This is a genomic window from Paraburkholderia sp., assembly GCF_034668105.1.
GTDB lineage: Bacteria > Pseudomonadota > Gammaproteobacteria > Burkholderiales > Burkholderiaceae > Paraburkholderia.
Genome location: NZ_JAXDPY010000467.1, coordinates 1 through 19,406, shown reverse-complemented (window position 1 = coordinate 19,406; position 19,406 = coordinate 1). Strand labels below are relative to the sequence as shown.

At 62.1% G+C, this 19,406-nt stretch carries 13 protein-coding genes; 9 read left to right on the top strand and 4 right to left on the bottom strand.

Features of this window, described 5'->3' with window-relative positions; all coding sequences use genetic code 11:
- The first annotated feature begins 220 nt into the window (after positions 1–220).
- From rimP to truB, 5 genes are all read left to right on the top strand, one after another.
- Positions 221–679 carry a ribosome maturation factor RimP gene (gene rimP / locus QOC89_RS21055; protein WP_028199738.1) on the top strand — a complete coding sequence of 153 codons (459 nt, stop codon included), beginning with the start codon at positions 221–223 and terminating at the stop codon, positions 677–679.
- A complete protein-coding gene (nusA, locus tag QOC89_RS21050) occupies positions 676–2,151 on the top strand; it encodes a transcription termination factor NusA (protein WP_323046785.1) in 1,476 nt (491 codons plus the stop codon). The genes rimP and nusA overlap by 4 nt, the downstream gene beginning before the upstream one ends.
- 94 nt (positions 2,152–2,245) lie before the next feature.
- Complete coding sequence (gene infB / locus QOC89_RS21045) at positions 2,246–5,206, top strand: translation initiation factor IF-2 (RefSeq protein ID WP_323046784.1); 2,961 nt, start codon at positions 2,246–2,248, stop codon at positions 5,204–5,206.
- A gap of 260 nt (positions 5,207–5,466) precedes the next feature.
- On the top strand, positions 5,467–5,832 hold the full coding sequence (gene rbfA / locus QOC89_RS21040; RefSeq protein WP_028199735.1) for a 30S ribosome-binding factor RbfA: 366 nt from the start codon (positions 5,467–5,469) through the stop codon (positions 5,830–5,832).
- Between the two features lie 116 nt (positions 5,833–5,948).
- Entirely contained in the window at positions 5,949–6,884 is a 936-nt protein-coding gene (truB, locus tag QOC89_RS21035; protein ID WP_323046783.1) for a tRNA pseudouridine(55) synthase TruB, read from the top strand.
- A 257-nt stretch (positions 6,885–7,141) separates the two neighbouring features.
- Here truB and QOC89_RS21030 read toward each other — a convergent pair whose 3' ends face one another.
- The 4 genes from QOC89_RS21030 to QOC89_RS21015 all read right to left on the bottom strand — a co-directional run bounded on the left by QOC89_RS21030 (position 7,142) and on the right by QOC89_RS21015 (position 12,165).
- A complete protein-coding gene (locus QOC89_RS21030) occupies positions 7,142–8,704 on the bottom strand; it encodes a DHA2 family efflux MFS transporter permease subunit (protein WP_323046782.1) in 1,563 nt (520 codons plus the stop codon).
- 31 nt (positions 8,705–8,735) lie between these two features.
- Positions 8,736–10,010: an EmrA/EmrK family multidrug efflux transporter periplasmic adaptor subunit gene (locus tag QOC89_RS21025; RefSeq protein WP_323046781.1), complete on the bottom strand. Its 1,275-nt coding sequence runs from the start codon at positions 10,008–10,010 to the stop codon at positions 8,736–8,738.
- A 75-nt stretch (positions 10,011–10,085) separates the two neighbouring features.
- The gene (locus QOC89_RS21020) at positions 10,086–11,600 is read right to left on the bottom strand and encodes an efflux transporter outer membrane subunit (protein WP_323046780.1); all 1,515 of its coding nucleotides are present in this window, start codon (positions 11,598–11,600) and stop codon (positions 10,086–10,088) included.
- Positions 11,601–11,649: 49 nt separating this feature from the next.
- Entirely contained in the window at positions 11,650–12,165 is a 516-nt protein-coding gene (locus QOC89_RS21015; RefSeq protein ID WP_323046779.1) for a MarR family winged helix-turn-helix transcriptional regulator, read from the bottom strand.
- Between the two features lie 316 nt (positions 12,166–12,481).
- On the opposite strand from QOC89_RS21015, the gene typA reads away from it, so the two are divergent.
- From typA to QOC89_RS20995, 4 genes are all read left to right on the top strand, one after another.
- Positions 12,482–14,308, top strand: a complete 1,827-nt coding sequence (gene typA / locus QOC89_RS21010; RefSeq protein ID WP_323046778.1) for a translational GTPase TypA — start codon at positions 12,482–12,484, stop codon at positions 14,306–14,308.
- A gap of 383 nt (positions 14,309–14,691) precedes the next feature.
- Positions 14,692–17,553 (top strand): 2-oxoglutarate dehydrogenase E1 component, encoded by a 2,862-nt coding sequence (locus tag QOC89_RS21005; protein WP_323046777.1) that lies wholly within the window; start codon positions 14,692–14,694, stop codon positions 17,551–17,553.
- A gap of 150 nt (positions 17,554–17,703) precedes the next feature.
- Positions 17,704–18,984: a 2-oxoglutarate dehydrogenase complex dihydrolipoyllysine-residue succinyltransferase gene (gene odhB / locus QOC89_RS21000; protein ID WP_323046776.1), complete on the top strand. Its 1,281-nt coding sequence runs from the start codon at positions 17,704–17,706 to the stop codon at positions 18,982–18,984.
- 161 nt (positions 18,985–19,145) lie between these two features.
- Positions 19,146–19,406 (top strand): FAD-dependent oxidoreductase (locus QOC89_RS20995; protein WP_323046775.1); only part of this gene is annotated, 261 nt, incomplete at its 3' end.

Here is a 19,406-nt window from a genome sequence, read left to right as displayed (position 1 = left end):
ATCGCGAAGTCGCTGGGCGTGCGGCTTTTTCATGTGCGGCTCAGGTGCGACCACCGGTAATAAGATGATGGGCGTTTAGCCCATTTTTTTTTTGCCGCTCAGTTCTCAGTGGTTCGGCATCTCGGGTAGCACGAACGTGCGCCGGCTTGGCGCGCGGCCCGCATTGGTGTTTGCAGACAAACCCGGCAGGTCTCGCCGCGCGAACATCTTAGAGGGCACTGTGCAACTGACGGAACTGATTGAAACCACGGTCGTGGGACTCGGCTACGAGCTCGTCGATCTCGAGCGCACCGGGCGCGGCATGTTGTGTATTTATATCGACCAGCCGGCCGGCATCGCGATCGAAGACTGCGAGAAAGTCACGCGTCAGCTCCAGCACGTTCTAACGGTCGAAAATATCGATTACGAGCGGCTTGAAGTGTCGTCGCCGGGTCTCGACCGCCCGCTGAAAAAACTGGCGGATTTTGAACGCTTCGCAGGCAGCGAAGTGGTTATCACATTGAAAAAGCCATTGGACGGACGGAAATCGTACCGGGGCATCCTGCATGCCCCGCAAGGCGAGACGATCGGCCTGGAATTTGAAGGGAAGGAAGGCGCCGCGATGCTCGATTTCACCGTCGCGGATATCGATAAGGCACGCCTCGTTCCGAAAGTTGACTTTAGGAGCCGCAAACAATGAGTCGCGAAGTGTTGATGCTGGTGGATGCGCTGGCACGCGAGAAGAACGTCGATAAAGACGTGGTATTTGCCGCGCTCGAGGCGGCCCTCGCTTCGGCCTCCAAGAAACTCTTCGAAGAAGACGCGGACATTCGCGTCCAGATCGACCGTGAAAGCGGCGAGCACGAAACGTTTCGCCGCTGGAAAGTGGTGCCGGACGAAGCCGGCCTGCAGGAGCCGGATCAGGAAATCCTGCTGTTCGAAGCACGCGAACAGAAGCCGGAAATCCAGCTCGACGAGTTCATCGAAGAACCGGTGCCGTCGATCGAATTCGGCCGGATCGGCGCGCAGGCTGCCAAGCAGGTCATCCTGCAGAAGGTGCGCGACGCGGAACGCGAACAGATCCTGAACGACTTCCTCGAGCGCGGCGAGCACATCATGACCGGCTCGGTGAAGCGCCTCGATAAGGGCAACTTCATCGTCGAAACCGGCCGTGTCGAAGCGCTGCTGCGCCGCGACCAGTTGATTCCGAAGGAAAACCTGCGCGTGGGCGACCGCGTGCGCGCCTATATCGCGAAGGTCGATCGCACCGCGCGCGGTCCGCAGATCGAGCTGTCGCGTACGGCGCCCGAATTCCTGATGAAGCTGTTCGAAATGGAAGTGCCGGAAATCGAACAGGGCTTGCTGGAAATCAAGGCGGCTGCGCGCGATCCGGGCGTGCGCGCCAAGATCGGCGTGATCGCTTATGACAAGCGCATCGATCCGATCGGCACCTGCGTCGGTATCCGCGGTTCGCGCGTCCAGGCGGTGCGTAACGAGCTCGGTGGCGAAAACGTCGACATCGTGCTATGGTCGGAGGATCCCGCACAGTTTGTGATCGGCGCGCTCGCGCCGGCAGCCGTCCAGTCGATCGTCGTCGATGAAGAAAAACATTCGATGGACGTCGTCGTAGACGAAAACGAACTGGCGGTCGCGATCGGCCGCAGCGGCCAGAACGTGCGTCTCGCCAGCGAACTCACCGGCTGGCAGATCAACATCATGACGCCGGACGAATCTGCGCAAAAGCAGAATCAGGAGCGCGGCGTACTGCGTGACCTGTTCATGGCGCGTCTCGATGTCGACGAAGAAGTGGCCGACATCCTGATCGACGAAGGTTTTACGAGTCTCGAAGAGATCGCCTATGTGCCGCTCAACGAGATGCTCGAGATCGAAGCATTCGACGAAGACACCGTTCACGAACTGCGTAATCGCTCGCGCGATGCGTTGTTGACGCAGGCGATCGCGAATGAAGAAAAGGTCGAAAATGTTGCACTCGACCTGAAGAGCCTGGACGGCATGGATGCCGACCTGCTCGCCAAGCTTGCCGAACATCAGATCCAGACGCGCGACGAACTCGCCGAGCTGGCTGTGGATGAACTGGTCGAGATGACCGGAATGGAAGAGGATGCCGCTAAGGCGTTGATCATGAAAGCACGTGAACACTGGTTCCAGTGAGAAATGACCATGGCGCACTAAATTGACCGCGGCCGTTAGGCCGCATGACAAGATGCTAACCGCAAGGAATCGGTCCTTGCATTAAGAGGAATGAATGGCGAGTAACAACGTAGCCCAATTTGCCGCGGAACTGAAAATGCCTGCAGGCGTGCTCCTTGAGCAGCTTCAGGCAGCAGGCGTCACTAAAGCGAGCGAAGACGACAGCTTGTCCGAAACGGACAAGGCACGTCTGCTCGACCACTTGCGCAAGTCTCACGGCTCGACTGATGCGGACAAGCGCAAGATCACGCTGACGAAACGGCATACGTCGGAGATCAAGCAATCCGACGCGACGGGCAAAGCTCGCACCATTCAGGTCGAGGTGCGCAAGAAGCGCACTTTCGTCCGCCGTGACGAATCCGCTGCTGAAGGCGGCGATGCATCGAATCATGTGGCCGAGGCCGACGTCGACGATCTCGAACTCCAGCGCCGTGAAGAAGAAGCGCGGCACGAAGCCGAGCTGCTCGAAAAGCAGGCTCAGGAGTTGAAGGCGCGTCAAGAGCAGCTCGAACGCGAAGAAGCCGAACGTCAGGCGCGCGAGCAGGCTGCTGAAGCCGAGCGCCGTCGCGCGGAAGAAGAAGCGGCGAAGAAGCGGGCGGCGGCTGAAGCGGCTGCTCGCGAGCAGGCTCAGGCTGCGAAGCCGGCGCAGGCTGCCCAACCGGCAGCTGCGAAGGCTGAACCGGTAGCGGCCAAGGCTGCGGAGCCGGTGGTTGCCAAGGAAAGCGAGCAGGACGACGAGCGCGCTGCGGCAGAACGTGCGGCACAACGCGAAGCGGCGAAAAAAGCGGAAGACGCAGCGCGTCAAGCCGCCGAGAAAACGCGCGCCGAGCAGGAAGAAATCAGCAAGCGCCGTGCAGCGGCAGAAGCCGAAGCGCGTGCGATTCGCGAAATGATGAACACGCCGCGCAAGGCGCAGGTCAAGGCGCCGGAACCGGCACCGAAGCCCGTCGAGCCGGCCAAGGCCGCGGAAGCGAAGGGCACGCTGCACAAGCCGGCGCGTCCGGCGGGTGAAGCACCGGCACGACCGGCCGCCAAGAAGCCGGCTGCCGCGGCTCCGGCTGCAACGACCGCACCGTCGGCGGGCGACAAGAAGAAGCCGGGCGGTGGCAAGGGCGGCTGGCAGGACGACGCAGCGAAGCGCCGCGGCATCAAGACGCGTGGCGATACGAGCGGCGGTGTCGATCGCGGCTGGCGCGGCGGCCCGAAGGGGCGCGGCAAGCATCAGGATCAGAACACCACGTTCCAGGCACCGACCGAACCGATCGTGCGTGAAGTGCACGTGCCGGAAACCATCACGGTCGCCGATCTGGCGCACAAGATGGCGGTGAAGGCCTCGGAAGTCATCAAGTCGATGATGAAGCTCGGCCAGATGGTCACGATCAACCAGATGCTGGACCAGGAAACGGCGATGATCATCGTCGAGGAACTGGGCCACCACGCGGTTGCGGCCAAGCTGGACGATCCGGAAGCCATGCTGGTCGAAGGCGAAATCACGGACGCAGAAGCACTGCCGCGTCCGCCGGTCGTCACGGTCATGGGTCACGTCGACCACGGCAAGACGTCGCTGCTCGACTACATCCGCCGCGCCAAGGTGGCAGCGGGTGAAGCGGGCGGGATCACGCAGCACATCGGCGCCTATCACGTCGAAACGCCGCGCGGCGTCATCACGTTCCTCGATACGCCGGGTCACGAAGCATTTACGGCCATGCGTGCTCGCGGTGCGAAGGCAACCGACATCGTGATTCTGGTGGTCGCAGCCGACGATGGCGTGATGCCGCAGACGAAGGAAGCAATCGCCCACGCGAAGGCCGGCGGCGTGCCGCTCGTCGTCGCGATCAACAAGATCGACAAGCCGGATGCGAATCCGGACCGCGTGAAGCAGGAACTCGTCGCGGAAGGCGTCGTGCCGGAAGAATACGGTGGCGATTCGCCGTTCGTGTCGGTGTCGGCCAAGACCGGCGCGGGTATCGACGAGCTGCTGGAAAACGTGCTGCTGCAAGCCGAAGTGCTGGAGTTGAAGGCACCGGTCGAAGCGCCGGCCAAGGGTCTTGTCATTGAAGCGAAGCTTGACAAGGGTAAGGGTCCGGTTGCAACGATCCTGGTCCAGTCGGGTACGCTGAACCGCGGCGACGTGGTGCTGGCCGGCAGCGCTTACGGTCGCGTGCGAGCCATGCTCGACGAAACCGGCAAGCCGACCAAGTCGGCAGGCCCGTCGATCCCGGTTGAGATTCAAGGTCTGTCGGAAGTGCCGCAAGCAGGCGAAGAAGTCATCGTCATGCCGGACGACCGCAAGGCGCGTGAAGTTGCGCTGTTCCGCCAAGGCAAGTTCCGCGACGTCAAGCTGGCCAAGCAACAGGCCGCGAAGCTCGAGAACATGCTGGAACAGATGGGCGAAGGCGAAGTGGCCTACATGCCGCTCATCGTCAAGGCCGACGTGCAAGGTTCGCAGGAAGCGCTGGTGCAGTCGCTGCTCAAGCTGTCGACCGACGAAGTCCGCGTGCAAATCGTGCACGGCGCCGTGGGTGGCATCAGCGAGTCGGACGTCAACCTGGCTACGGCTTCGAAGGCGGTCATCATCGGCTTCAACACCCGCGCGGATGCACAGGCTCGCAAGCTGGCGGAAAGCAACGGCGTCGATATTCGCTACTACAACATCATCTATGACGCAGTGGATGAAGTGAAGGCCGCGATGTCGGGCATGCTGGCACCGGAGAAGCGCGAAGTCGTGACGGGTACGGTCGAAGTGCGTCAGGTCTTCAAGGTACCGAAGATCGGCGCGGTGGCCGGTTGTATGGTCACGGACGGTTTCGTCAAGCGCTCGTCGTCGGTGCGTGTGCTGCGCAACAACGTTGTCATCTTCACGGGCGAACTCGATTCGCTCAAGCGCTTCAAGGACGACGTCAAGGAAGTCCGTCAGGGCTTCGAGTGCGGTATGTCGATCAAGAACTTCAACGATATCGTCGAAGGCGATCAGTTCGAAGTCTTCGAGGTGACCGAAGTCGCGCGTTCGCTGTAATTCACGCGGCACGGCAAAACGGGCGGAGCGGGCTTTAACGCCCGCTCCGCCCGTTGTTTTTGGGCCAGTGCGCGTTGTTGCCGCTGTTGCATTTATCGCGCATGGCGCCCGCGCGGCGGTTTAGCCTTGCCATCGGGCCGCTTGCATGCATGCCCGCATGCCGCCCGCGCGCGCTGCTCACGCGCCACTCACATGGCAAGCGCAGCGGCTGTCGCGCGAACCACTTTTTTGCATCCGTCTGAACGGATCACATAATCACCATGCCTAAAAAACGTTCTTCTCCCAATCGCAACGTGCAGATCGCCGATCAGATCCAGCGCGACCTGTCCGAGCTGCTGCGCGAGGTCAAGGATCCGCGCATCGGCCTCGTCACGATTCAAAGCGTCGAACTGACGCCCGACTACGCGCACGCGAAGGTCTACTTCACGACGCTGACCGGCGACCCGCAACAGACGCTCGAAGCGCTCCAGCACGCGGCCGGCCATCTGCACAATCAGCTGTTCAAGCGACTGCACATCCATACCGTGCCGACGCTGCATTTCCATTACGACCAAACGATCGAACGCGCCGTTGAAATGTCCCGTCTGATCGACGAGGCGAACGCCAATCGCGCGAAAGAAGACTGAGCGCGCGCCGCGATCGGCGTTCCTCGCCGCGATGTCTCAGTCGCAATTGCCCGGTTGCCCAGTTACCACGCGTTTAGCGTTGTTTCCGTACCCTTCGAAGACTCTGTCTTTCTGACATGACCGCACCTCAACGTCCCCGCGTGCCGCGTCGCGCGCTCGACGGCGTGCTGCTGCTCGATAAGCCGCTCGGCCTGTCGAGCAACGACGCGCTGATTCGCGCGAAGCGTCTCTATCTGGCGAAAAAGGCGGGCCACACCGGCACGCTCGATCCCCTCGCTACCGGTCTTTTGCCGCTGTGTTTCGGCGAAGCCACCAAGTTTTCACAAGATCTGCTCGAAGCCGACAAGACCTATGAGGCGACCATGCGCCTCGGTATCCGTACGACCACCGGCGACGCCGAAGGTGAAGCGATCGACACCCGCGACGTAACGTGCGATCAGGCGGCAGTTCAGGCGGCCATGCAGGCATTTCTCGGCGACATCGTTCAGGTCCCGCCGATGTATTCGGCGCTCAAACGCGACGGCAAGCCGCTGTACGAATACGCGCGCGCCGGCCAGACCGTCGAGCGGGAAGGGCGTCAGGTGACGATTCACGCGCTCGACTTACTTGCCTATGCATTGCCCGACGTGACGTTTCGCGTGACGTGCAGCAAAGGTACCTACGTGCGCACGCTCGCCGAGGATATTGGCGAAGCGCTGGGTTGTGGCGCGCATCTGGTGGCGCTGCGGCGTACTGGCGTCGGCGCGCTGACGCTGGAGAATTCAGTGACGCTCGACGCGTTGTCCGATGCGACGGAAAGCGAGCGCGATACGTGGCTGCAACCGGTCGATGCGTTGCTGTCCACGTTTCCGCTCGTCACACTGGATGAAGACGCGACCCGGCGCTTCCTGCACGGTCAGCGTCTGAAGCTTTCCGAGTTGACCATCGCCGGCGATGCGGTGAATGCGCCGCGCGTGCGCGTGTATGCAGCGGACGGGCGTCTGCTTGGCGTCGCGAAGCAAGGTGAGGGCGTGTTGGCGCCGGAACGGCTCGTGGTTACAGCCGCGAGCTAAGGCGGAATTTCTGCGTCGTCGCGTCACCGAGCGCGGCTCAGGAAACGGCATCGTGGTTCGCGACGGGCGATATCTGAATCGCTGGGGCCGCGAGCCGGGGCGAGCGTCGACACTTGTGCTGCGGTAAGCCAAGCCAAGCCAAGCCAAGCCAAGCCGAAATCTCCGCAGCCGCAACAAAAAAAGGCGGGACCGCTCAACAGCGGTCCCGCCTTTTTTCCATCTACCTACAGCCCGCCGCGCAGACGGACGCTAGATCCTCAATGCGCCGCCGCAGCTGCCGCACCCGCATCGCCACCAGCGCGTTCCGGCTTTGCCATCCAGATCAGCGCGATCAGCGCGACAAAGATCCCTGCCGATACGAAAAACAGATCGTTCACGCCCAACTGCGCGGCCTGCTGCGTCGCCATGGTATTGAACAGACCATAGGCCTGCGGTTGACTGTAGCCTGCCGCGCCCATCTGGCGGATCGACTGATCGAAAACCGGGTTGTACGCGCTCGCATGTTCGGCCAGTTGCGCATGATGCATGATGGTGCGGTGATCCCACGCGGTCTGGAAAATCGACGTGCCAATACCACCGCACATGATCCGCACGAAATTCGACAAGCCCGAGGCAGCCGGAATCCGGTTGCCCGGCAATCCCGACAACGTGATCGACACCAGCGGGATGAAGAACCCGGCCATGCCGATCCCTTGAATCAACGTGGGTACCAGCAGCGAATAAGTATCGACGCCGGTCGTATAACGCGAGCGCATCCAGAAGCACAACGCGAATATGAGGAACGACAAGGTCGCGATATAGCGCGGGTCGGTACGCGGCAATACCTTGCCGGTGATCGGCGACAGCAGCACCGCGAACAAGCCGACTGGCGCCATCACGAGCCCCGCTTCGGTGGCGGTGTAGCCGATATCGGTTTGCAGCCACAAGGGCAACAGCACGAGGTTGCCGAAGTAGAGCCCATAGCCGATCGACAACGCAATCGTGCCGCTCGTAAAGTTGCGCCGGCTGAAGAGCGACAGATCCACCACCGGATGCTCGGCCGTCAATTCCCACACGATAAAAAACGCGAGCGAAATCACCGCGACCAGCGCCAGCACGACGATGGTGCTCGACGAAAACCAGTCGAGATCCTTACCCTTGTCGAGCATCACCTGCAACGAGCCGACCCAGAGGATCAGCAGGCCGAGACCGACGCCGTCGATCGGTGCCTTCCGGATGACCGAATCGCGGTTGCGGAAGATCGTCCACGTTGCCACGGCGGCGATCGCGCCGACCGGAATGTTGACGTAGAAAATCCACGGCCACGAGATGTTGTCCGAGATCCAGCCGCCGAGAATCGGGCCCGCCACCGGCGCGATCAGCGTGGTCATTGCCCACATCGATAAAGCCATTGGCGCCTTGGCGCGTGGATAGCTCGCGAGCAGCAGCGTTTGCGACAGCGGGATCATCGGGCCGGCCACGGCGCCTTGCAGCACGCGCGAGGCAAGCAGGAACGGCAGCGTGGGCGCGAGGCCGCACATCCACGACGAGATCACGAACAGAATGATCGACGCCATGAACAGGCGCACCTGGCCGATACGCTCGGTGAGCCAGCCGGTCAGCGGTACGGAGATCGCGTTCGCCACCGCGAACGATGTGATCACCCACGTGCCCTGGTCGGCTGACACACCGAGGTCGCCCGAAATGGAGGGGATCGACACGTTGGCAATCGACGTGTCGAGCACGTTCATGAACACGGCGAGCGACACCGCGATCGTGCCGATCACCAGTTGCGCGCCCTCGAGCGGCGGATGAGGGACTTGCGCCTGAGCCTGGGACATTAAAAAAACCTTCTGTGAATCGTCACGCCGCTTACATCAACTTTGCAGCCGGCTTGGCAGCGCCGCCGCCGGCCTGGGTTGACTTCTGCGAGCCGCCGTTCGGGCCGGCGTTTTCCGAAATGATGCGAGCGATTTCAGCGTCGGCCTGGTCGCCGTACTTGTCGAACACGTTGGTCTGGTAGACCGTGTTCGGCGCCTGGCCGAGCTGGCCGCCGTTGTCGTCCTTGATGGTGACGTCGGCCTGCATCGACAGGCCGATGCGCAGCGGATGCTGTTCAAGTTCCTTCGGGTCGAGCGCGATCCGTACGGGCAGACGCTGCACCACCTTGATCCAGTTGCCGGTGGCGTTTTGCGCGGGCAGCAGCGAGAACGCCGAACCCGTACCCGCCGAGAAGCCGACCACCTTGCCGTGGTACACCACCGATGAACCGTACACGTCGGCCGTCAACTCGACCGGTTGGCCGATGCGCATGTGTTTCAGCTGCACTTCCTTGAAGTTCGCGTCGACCCACACGCCGCCCAGCGGCACGATCGCCATCAGCGGGGTGCCCGGCGAAACACGCTGGCCGACCTGCACCGAGCGCTTCGCGACATAGCCCGTGACCGGCGCCGGCAGGTTGTTACGCGCGTTGTTCAGGTACGCGTCGCGGACCTTCGCGGCGGCGGCCTGCACGTTCGGGTGATTCGCGATCGTGGTGTTGGCGGTCAGCGCGCGGTTCGACGCCAGTTGTTGCTGGGCGGCGTCGACCGAGGCTTGCGCGCTCTTCACGGCGTCACGGGCGTGCGAGATTTCTTCCGCGGACACAGCGCCGGTTTGCGCGACCGTGAGGCGGCGCTTCAGGTCGTCCTGTGCGCGCGACAGATCGGACTGACGCAGGGCGACTTGCGCCTGATACTGGTTGTCGTCGGCGAACAGGCCGCGCACCTGGCGCACCGTCTGCGCGAGATTCGCTTCGGCTTGTTCGAGCGCGACGCGTGCGTCGGCCGGATCGAGCACGACGAGCGGGTCGCCGGCCTTCACGGTTTGCGTGTCGTCCGCGTTCACGGCGATCACCGTGCCGGTGACTTGCGGCGTGATCTGGACGACATTGCCGTTCACGTACGCGTCGTCGGTGTCTTCATGGAAGCGTGCGTCGAGGAAGTAGTAGAGACCGTAGGCGACCGCGGCGATCAGGATCACGATGACGAGCAGCGTCATCATGCGCTTGCGTTTGCCGTTGTTCGCCGGCGGTTGTGCCGGTTGCGTCGGCTGCGGGGCCGGCTGAGTCGGCTGTGTAGTAGCCGCGGGCTGTTGGCTGGTGCTCATTGATGTGCTCCGGGTTCTCTCAAGCGTCGTCGTTTATTCGGATGTTCGTGCGAGTGTGGTCGCGTCGAGGTGACTTCAGTTTGCAGCGGCGGTGGCCGATGCCGCGGCGGCCGAAGCCGGGGCATCGGTCGGCACCACGAGGCCGGTCTGCGTTGCGTCGAAACCGCCGCCGAGCGCCTTGATGAGGCCGATCTGCATGTCGCGGCGGCGCATCTTCAGGCTCGTTACCGTCTGTTCGGCGGCAAGGCGGTTCTGGTCGGCGGTCAGCACCTGCAACTGCGGCGACAAACCGGCCTTGTAGCGGATCACTGCCAGCTGATAGGCCTTGGTCGACGCGTCGAGCGCGCGCTGGGCGTCGCCCGATTGCTGGTCGATCGATCTGATCGACGACACTTGCGTCGCGACATCCGAGAGGGCGTTGATCAGCGTCTGGTTGTAGTTCGCCACATCGAGGTCGAAGTCCGCGTAGCGGCCCTTCAACTGCGAGCGCAGCGCGCCGGCGTCGAAGATCGGCAGGTGAATCGCCGGCCCGAACTGGATTTGACGGCTAGCCGACGTCAGGAAACGGCCCCAGCCGAACGCGTCGAAACCGAAGCCGGCGGCGAGGTTGATGTCCGGGAAGAATTCGGCCTTCGCTTCCTTGACGTCGTGCATCGCGGCTTCGACCTGCCAGCGTGCGGCAACGATGTCCGCGCGGCGTGCCACGAGGTCAGCCGGCAGGTTGTTCGGCAGCGCTACTGTGTTGCCGGTGGTCAGAACCGGCTGGGCGATCTGCAGGCCGCGATCCGGACCCTTGCCGAGCAGCGCGCCCAGCTGATAGCGCACCACGGTGATCTGGCCGTCGAGATCGGTCAGGTTCGACTGGCTGGTCGCGATGTTGCCGTTCGCGGTTTGCCGTTCGACATTGGTGTCGAGGCCGGCGGTCACCCGGCCGTTGGTGATGCGGCCAATGTCCTGACGATTGGCGATTTCGCGCGCGGCGATATCGCGGAATGCGTACAGCTGGGCGAGCTGGTTATAGGTGCTTGCCACGGAAGCGGCGAGCGTCACGCGCGCTTGCTGCACATCGGCCTCAGCGGCCTTTTCCTGCGAGACGGCCTGGCCCAGGCGCTGGCGGTTCTTGCCCCACAGATCCAGATCCCACGACGCGCTCGCGAGCACGTTGTTTTCGCTATACCAGGTACCGCCGAAGGGTGGTGGGTAAATCGAGTTCGCCGAGAAGATCTCGCGGGTCCATGAATAGCTGCCGTTGACCTTTGGATACAGCGCCGAGCGCGAACTTTCGATGTAGGACGACGCTTTGGCGAGGCGCGCCTGCGCCTGTGCGATCGACGGACTGCCTTCCAGCGCCTCGGCAATCAGCTTGGGCAGTTGCGGGTCGCCGAACTGATTGGCCCAGTCGAGCGACGGCCATTGGCCGCCCTGGCCGGACAGGCTTTGGGTGGACTCGTACTGAGCCGGCGACGAGATCTGCTTGTCGCTCTTCATGCCGAAGTAGTTCGCGCACCCCGTGAGGGCGAGCGCCGTCACCGCGGCGGCGACAGCGGCCCGGCTTGAAAGCGCGGGCGCGGACAGGGAAAGGGATTTCATCGCTCGACTCTTTGAGTGGAATGTAATGATGGACACTGCAAGCAATTTATTAGAGTTTGTTGTCAAAATTGCTTGCTGCATCACGGGTTAGTCCCGTTTGTTCGCCCGAATTGACGAGTACGCGGCGCAGCATGCTCTTCAGAAAACCCACTTCTTCGGGGGTAAAACCCCCCAGCAGGTTGTCGAGCACGCCGTTGAAAATGGCCGGCATTTTGGCCGCGATCGCATGGCCTTCCGGTGTCAGCGCGAGCCGCACGACCCGCCGGTCTTCGTTGCTGCGCACCCTTGTCAACAGGCCGCGTTTCTCCAGCCGGTCCACCAGACGCGTGACAGCGCTTGCGTCGATGCCGTATTCACGCGCCAATTCGGCCGCTAGCAGACACTTGCCGCTTGCCACCATGAACAGGATGCTGCCTTGCTGGCTGGTGATCCCCAGTTCAGCCATGCTGCGCTGGGTCACGAGATTGGACAGGGTCGATTTCACCCGCGAAATCAGATAGCCGACGCTTTCGCCCAGCTGGTACTGGCTGATTGCCGGGTCGGGTGTTTGGGACGGCTCCGTCATGATTCTCGTGCGAATGCAATGGTTGACTAGGCAGGATTATAGTCAACGGGTGATTGACAGGGCTAGTGTTATTGCAGCTTAGGCAAGGAACTTTTCCCGCTCACGGAACAATCCGAGCGATTTTGCGTAGGTGATTGCTGACGTGCGGAGAGCTTTTTTCCTACGTATCATGGCGGGAAGACGGTGGGTCTATCAGGGAATACCAGATAGCTTCATTTGGGCGTGCTACAATATTGGGTTCCCAAAAGTGCGCTTTGGGCTTTGTTGGCTCGTACACAATGCTGCTGCTGGCGCACTCAACTGTCTCCAGGTTCCTATGACTCGCGCCCTACGCAACATCGCCATCATTGCTCACGTCGACCACGGCAAGACCACGCTCGTCGACCAGCTCCTCCGCCAGACCGCCACCTTCCGCGACAACCAGGCGGTTGTCGAGCGCGTGATGGACTCGAACGACATCGAAAAGGAACGTGGCATCACGATTCTTTCGAAAAACTGCGCGGTCGAGTACGAAGGCACCCACATCAACATCGTCGACACCCCGGGCCACGCCGACTTCGGCGGTGAAGTGGAGCGGGTGCTGTCGATGGTCGACTCGGTGCTGCTGCTGGTCGACGCCGTCGAAGGCCCGATGCCGCAAACGCGCTTCGTGACCAAAAAGGCGCTGGCGCTCGGTCTGAAGCCGATCGTCGTGATCAACAAGGTGGACCGCCCGGGCGCGCGGATCGACTGGGTGATCAACCAGACATTCGACCTGTTCGACAAGCTGGGCGCAACCGACGAACAACTCGACTTCCCGATCGTTTACGCCTCGGGCCTGAACGGTTACGCCGGCCTGAGCCCGGACCTGCGCGAAGGCGACATGCGCCCGCTGTTCGAGGCTGTGCTCGAACACGTGCCGGTCCGTCCGGCCGATCCGAGCGCGCCGCTGCAACTGCAGATCACGTCGCTGGATTATTCGTCGTATGTCGGCCGTATCGGCGTGGGCCGTATCACGCGTGGCACGATCAGGCCGGGCATGTCGGTCGCCGTGCGCTCGGGCCCCGATGGCGCGATCCTGAACCGCAAGATCAACCAGGTGCTGTCGTTCAAGGGCCTGGAGCGCGTGCAGGTCGACTCGGCTGAAGCCGGCGACATCGTGCTGATCAACGGTATCGAAGAAATCGGTATCGGCGTGACCATCTGCGCACCGGAACAGCCGGAAGCGCTGCCCATGATCACCGTCGACGAACCCACGCTGACAATGAACTTCCTCGTCAACTCGTCGCCGCTGGCCGGCCGCGAAGGCAAGTTCGTCACGAGCCGTCAGATTCGTGACCGCCTGATGAAGGAACTGAACCACAACGTCGCGTTGCGCGTGAAGGAAACCGGCGACGAAACCACGTTCGAAGTGGCGGGCCGCGGTGAACTGCACCTGACCATTCTGGTGGAAAACATGCGTCGCGAAGGCTACGAGCTGGCCGTGTCGCGCCCGCGCGTGGTGATGACGGAAGTTGACGGCGTGAAGCACGAGCCGTACGAAAATCTGACGGTCGACATGGAAGACGGCCATCAGGGCGGCGTGATGGAAGAGTTGGGCCGCCGTAAGGGCGAAATGCTCGACATGGCGTCGGACGGCCGTGGCCGTACGCGTCTCGAGTATCGTATTTCGGCGCGCGGCCTGATCGGCTTCCAGTCGGAATTCCTGACGCTCACACGCGGCACGGGCCTGATGAGCCACACGTTCGACTCTTACCAGCCGGTCAAGGAAGGCGCGGTGGGCGAGCGTCGCAACGGCGTGCTGATTTCGCAGGACGACGGCGCGGCAGTCGCGTACGCACTGTGGAAGCTGCAGGATCGCGGCCGTATGTTCGTATCGCCGGGCGAGCCGCTGTACGAAGGCATGATCATCGGCATTCACAGCCGTGACAACGACCTGGTCGTGAACCCGATCAAGGGTAAGCAGCTGACCAACGTGCGTTCGTCGGGTACGGACGAAGCCGTGCGCCTCGTGCCGCCGATCCAGATGTCGCTGGAATACGCGGTCGAATTCATCGACGACGACGAACTGGTCGAAGTCACGCCGCAGTCCATTCGTCTGCGCAAGCGTTACCTGAAGGAACATGAGCGCCGCAGCGCGAGCCGTAAGGGCGCTGTGGACTAAACCAGCGCCGGCCCGGATCCTGGGTAAGCGGCACGCTGTCATGCGAAAGCCACCTTCGGGTGGCTTTCTTCATTTCTGGCGCCCCGTTCGAGTTGGATGTCGTTGCCCGCGGTTGGCTGCCGGGTTGCGGTGCTTGTCCCCGTTTTTCGCAGAAGTCTGTTGCGGGTCCTGCAAACTCGCCCGAAAGCCCGTCGTAAAAGGCTCGAGCGGCATTCCGTCTGCTATCTGGGCTATCCGTTCTGTGATATGCTCCCCGGGTGCAAAGTTTTAGGTCCTTCCAAGCAAGACTTGATTCGCGCAATCCGCTAAACGGTCAGGCCGTGTCGCGGAAGGTTCTGTAACCCGCTATTTCTCGAGAAACTCGAAGAAAGGTGAGCGTAAAAATGATGAAGCAATTCCAGTCGAACTCTTATCTGTTCGGCGGCAATGCTCCGTACGTAGAAGAAATGTACGAAGCGTATCTCGACAATCCGGCGTCAGTGCCCGAGAACTGGCGCAGCTATTTCGACGCGTTGCAGAACGTCCCTGCATCGGATGGCAGCAATGCCAACGACGTGGCCCATGGCCCGATCGTCGAATCGTTTGCACAACGGGCCAAGGCAAATGCCTTCATCCCGCGCACGGCGGCCGGCGGCGAAGACCTCGCTACCTCCCGCAAGCAGGTCTATGTGCAGTCCCTCATCGGCGCATATCGCTTCCTCGGCTCGCAATGGGCCAATCTCGATCCCTTGAAGCGCCGCGAACGTCCCGCTATCCCCGAACTTGAACCCGCGTTCTACGACTTCACCGAAGCCGACATGGACCAGGAGTTCAGCGCCACGAATCTGTATTTCGGATTCGAGCGCGCGTCGCTGCGTGAGATCGTCAAGGCCCTGCGTGACACGTACTGCGGCACGATCGGCGCCGAGTACATGTACATCAGCGATCCGGAACAGAAGCGCTGGTGGAAAGAGAGGCTCGAGTCGATCCGTTCGACGCCGAACTTCTCCAACGAAAAGAAGAAGCACATCCTGAATCGCCTGACGGCCTCCGAAGGCCTCGAGCGCTTCCTGCACACCAAGTACGTCGGCCAGAAACGCTTCTCGCTCGAAGGCGGCGAAAGCTTCATCGCGTCGATGGACGAAGTCGTGCGTCATGGCGGCGCCAACGGCGTGCAGGAAATCGTCATCGGCATGGCCCACCGTGGCCGTCTGAACGTGCTGGTCAATACGCTGGGCAAGATGCCGGCTGACCTGTTTGCCGAATTCGAAGGCAAGCACGTTGACGACCTGCCGGCCGGCGACGTGAAGTACCACAAGGGTTTCTCGTCGGACGTCTCGACCGAAGGCGGCCCGGTTCACCTGTCGCTCGCGTTCAACCCGTCGCACCTCGAAATCGTCAACCCGGTGGTCGAAGGCTCGGCGAAGGCGCGTATGGATCGTCGCGGCGACGACAGCGGCCTGCAAGTGCTGCCGGTGCAGATCCACGGCGACGCGGCATTCGCGGGCCAGGGCGTCGTGATGGAAACGCTGAACCTCGCGCAAACGCGTGGTTACGGCACGCACGGCACGCTGCACATCGTCATCAACAACCAGATCGGCTTCACGACGTCGGATCCGCGCGACTCGCGCTCCACGTTGTACTGCTCGGACGTCGTCAAGATGATCGAGGCGCCGGTGCTGCACGTGAACGGTGACGATCCTGAAGCCGTGGTGCTGGCTACGCAGCTGGCGATCGACTTCCGGATGCAGTTCCACAAAGATGTGGTGGTCGACATCGTCTGCTTCCGCAAGCTGGGCCACAACGAACAGGACACGCCGGCCGTCACCCAGCCGCTGATGTACAAGACGATTGCGAAGCATCCGGGCACGCGCGCGCTGTACGCTGAAAAGCTGGTGCAACAGGGCGTGATCACCGCGGAAGAAGCCGACGAATTCGTCAAGGCTTACCGCAAGGCAATGGACGAAGGCCATCACACGGTCGACCCGGTGCTCTCGAACTACAAGAGCAAGTACGCGGTGGATTGGGTGCCGTTCCTGAACCGCAAGTGGACCGACGCAGCCGACACGGCCGTGCCGCTGGCTGAATTGAAGCGCCTCGCCGAGCGCGTCACCACGATTCCGGAAAACTTCAAGGTTCACCCGCTGGTCGAGCGCGTCATCAACGACCGTCGCGCAATGGGCCGCGGTGAAGCGAAGCTCGACTGGGGTATGGGCGAGCATCTGGCGTTCGCGTCGCTGGTCGCATCCGGTTATGCGGTGCGCCTGACCGGTCAGGACTCGGGCCGCGGCACGTTCACGCACCGTCACGCGGTGCTGCACGATCAGAATCGCGAACGCTGGAACGACGGCACGTATGTGCCGCTGCAGAACATCGCCGACGGTCAGGCGAAGTTCACGGTGATCGACTCGGTGCTGTCGGAAGAAGCGGTGCTGGGCTTCGAATACGGTTACTCGACCGCTGAACCGAACACGTTCGTCGCGTGGGAAGCGCAGTTCGGCGACTTCGTGAACGGCGCGCAAGTCGTGATCGACCAGTTCATCTCGTCGGGCGAAGTGAAGTGGGGCCGCGTGTCGGGCCTCACGATGCTGCTGCCGCACGGCTACGAAGGCCAAGGTCCGGAGCACTCGTCGGCACGTATCGAGCGTTTCCTGCAACTGTGCGCGGACCACAACATGCAGGTCGTTCAGCCGACCACCCCGGCGCAGATTTTCCACCTGTTGCGCCGCCAGATGATCCGCCTGTTCAGGAAGCCGCTGATCGTCGCTACGCCGAAGTCGCTGCTGCGCCACAAGGAAGCCGTGTCGGATCTGTCCGAACTGGCAAAGGGCGCGTTCCAGCCGATCCTCGGCGAAATCGACGAAGCGATCGAGCCGAAGAAGGTCAAGCGCGTGGTGGCCTGCTCGGGCCGCGTGTACTACGACCTGCTGGCGCATCGCCGTGAATCGAAGTCGAACGACGTCGCGATCATCCGTATCGAACAGCTCTATCCGTTCGCGCACAAGCAGTTCGAAGCGGAAATGAAGAAGTACGACAACGCGACCGAAGTGGTGTGGGTGCAGGACGAGCCGCAGAATCAAGGCCCGTGGTTCTACATCGAGCATCACCTGAAGGAAGGCATGAAGGAAGGGCAGAAGCTGGCATACAGCGGACGTCCGGCTTCGGCTTCGCCGGCAGTGGGTTACTACGCGAAGCACTACGAGCAGCAGAAGGCGCTGATCGAAGGCGCTTTCGGCCGCCTCAAGAGCGCGTCGATCGCTAAATAAGGAAAACAGACGAACCGGGAAAGCGCGCTGCGCTTTCCCGTGCCGCGCTCGCTCACCCGTTGATGATTTGTACGCGGCAGTTATGGTTCGCAGGCGGTCGTCGAGTACCTAGATCGCGCCGTCACCCGATACGTATTCAGGATATTCATAATGGCTATTGTTGAAGTCAAGGTTCCCCAGCTTTCCGAGTCGGTCTCGGAAGCCACGATGCTGCAGTGGAAGAAGAAGCCCGGCGAGGCTGTTGCTCAAGACGAAATTCTCATCGAAATCGAGACCGACAAGGTCGTGCTCGAAGTGCCGGCACCCTCCGCCGGCGTGCTCGCACAAGTGATCGCGAACGACGGCGACACCGTCGTCGCCGATCAGGTGATCGCCAAGATCGACACCGAAGGCAAGGCTGGCGCCGCTGCTGTCGAAGCCGAAGTGAAGCCGGCACCGGTTGCCGCACCGGCACCCGCCGCCGCGCCGGCGCCGGCTGCTCAAGCCGCATCCGCAACGGGTGCGAACACCGCCGCTTCGCCGGCTGCCGGCAAGCTGATGGCCGAGAAGGGTCTGGGTGCAGGCGATGTGTCGGGCACGGGCCGCGACGGCCGCATCACCAAGGGCGACGTGCTGACGGTGGGCGCACCGGCTGCCAAGGCTGCACCGGCACCGGCCGCCGCACCGAAGGCTGCCAAGCCGTCGCTGCCGGACGTCAAGGCGCCGGCATCGGCCGACCAATGGCTGAAGGACCGGCCGGAACAACGCGTGCCGATGTCGCGTCTGCGCGCGCGTATCGCCGAGCGTCTGCTGGAGTCGCAGCAAACCAACGCCATCCTCACCACGTTCAACGAAGTGAACATGGCGCCGGTGATGGATCTGCGCAACAAGTACAAAGACAAGTTTGAAAAGGAACATGGCGTGAAGCTGGGCTTCATGTCGTTCTTCGTAAAGGCGGCGGTTCACGCGCTAAAGAAGTTCCCGCTGGTGTATGCGTCGATCGACGGTAACGACATCGTCTATCACGGTTACTTCGACATCGGTATCGCGGTCGGTTCGCCGCGTGGCCTGGTGGTGCCGATCCTGCGTAACGCAGATCAGCTGAGCCTCGCTGAAATCGAGAAGAAGATTGCTGAATTCGGCCAGAAGGCCAAGGACGGCAAGCTGTCGATCGAAGAAATGACGGGCGGTACGTTCTCGATCTCGAACGGTGGTGTGTTCGGCTCGATGCTGTCGACCCCGATCATCAACCCGCCGCAATCCGCGATTCTGGGCGTGCACGCCACCAAGGAACGCGCTGTGGTCGAAAACGGCCAGATCGTGATCCGTCCGATGAACTATCTGGCGCTGTCGTACGACCACCGGATCATCGACGGTCGCGAAGCCGTGCTGTCGCTGGTCGCGATGAAGGACGCGCTGGAAGACCCGGCGCGTCTGCTGCTCGACCTGTAAGCGCCGGTTCGGCCGGCGCCGGCTTGTCTTCGCGCAAGCCGGCGCCATATAAGCATCAGGCAAGCATCAAGCAAGCAGCGCGTCTCTAGCATTCCGCAGTACTGGAGCGGCGCCCGCCACGAAGCGTGGCCGCGCGTCGCTCCGTCATCAAAAGGATTGTCATGTCCAAAGAATTTGACGTCGTCGTGATCGGCGCCGGCCCTGGCGGCTACATCGCCGCAATCCGCGCAGCGCAACTCGGCAAGAGCGTCGCATGTATCGAAAAATGGAAGAACCCGGCCGGCGCGCTGAAGCTCGGCGGCACCTGCCTGAACGTGGGTTGCATTCCGTCGAAGGCGCTGCTCGCGTCGTCGGAAGAATTTGAAAACGCGTCGCACCACCTCGCCGACCACGGCATCAGCGTGGAGAACGTGAAGGTCGAT

What these genes read in the sequence shown, in the direction of transcription:
- QOC89_RS21025 (WP_323046781.1), bottom strand. Translation starts at nt 10,010, where the DNA reads ATGAGCACCAGCCAACAGCCCGCGGCTACTACACAGCCGACTCAGCCG.
- QOC89_RS21015 (WP_323046779.1), bottom strand. Translation starts at nt 12,165, where the DNA reads ATGACGGAGCCGTCCCAAACACCCGACCCGGCAATCAGCCAGTACCAG.
- QOC89_RS21005 (WP_323046777.1), top strand. Translation starts at nt 14,692, where the DNA reads ATGATGAAGCAATTCCAGTCGAACTCTTATCTGTTCGGCGGCAATGCT.
- odhB (WP_323046776.1), top strand. Translation starts at nt 17,704, where the DNA reads ATGGCTATTGTTGAAGTCAAGGTTCCCCAGCTTTCCGAGTCGGTCTCG.
- truB (WP_323046783.1), top strand. Translation starts at nt 5,949, where the DNA reads ATGACCGCACCTCAACGTCCCCGCGTGCCGCGTCGCGCGCTCGACGGC.
- rbfA (WP_028199735.1), top strand. Translation starts at nt 5,467, where the DNA reads ATGCCTAAAAAACGTTCTTCTCCCAATCGCAACGTGCAGATCGCCGAT.
- QOC89_RS21020 (WP_323046780.1), bottom strand. Translation starts at nt 11,600, where the DNA reads ATGAAATCCCTTTCCCTGTCCGCGCCCGCGCTTTCAAGCCGGGCCGCT.
- QOC89_RS21030 (WP_323046782.1), bottom strand. Translation starts at nt 8,704, where the DNA reads ATGTCCCAGGCTCAGGCGCAAGTCCCTCATCCGCCGCTCGAGGGCGCG.
- infB (WP_323046784.1), top strand. Translation starts at nt 2,246, where the DNA reads ATGGCGAGTAACAACGTAGCCCAATTTGCCGCGGAACTGAAAATGCCT.
- nusA (WP_323046785.1), top strand. Translation starts at nt 676, where the DNA reads ATGAGTCGCGAAGTGTTGATGCTGGTGGATGCGCTGGCACGCGAGAAG.
- typA (WP_323046778.1), top strand. Translation starts at nt 12,482, where the DNA reads ATGACTCGCGCCCTACGCAACATCGCCATCATTGCTCACGTCGACCAC.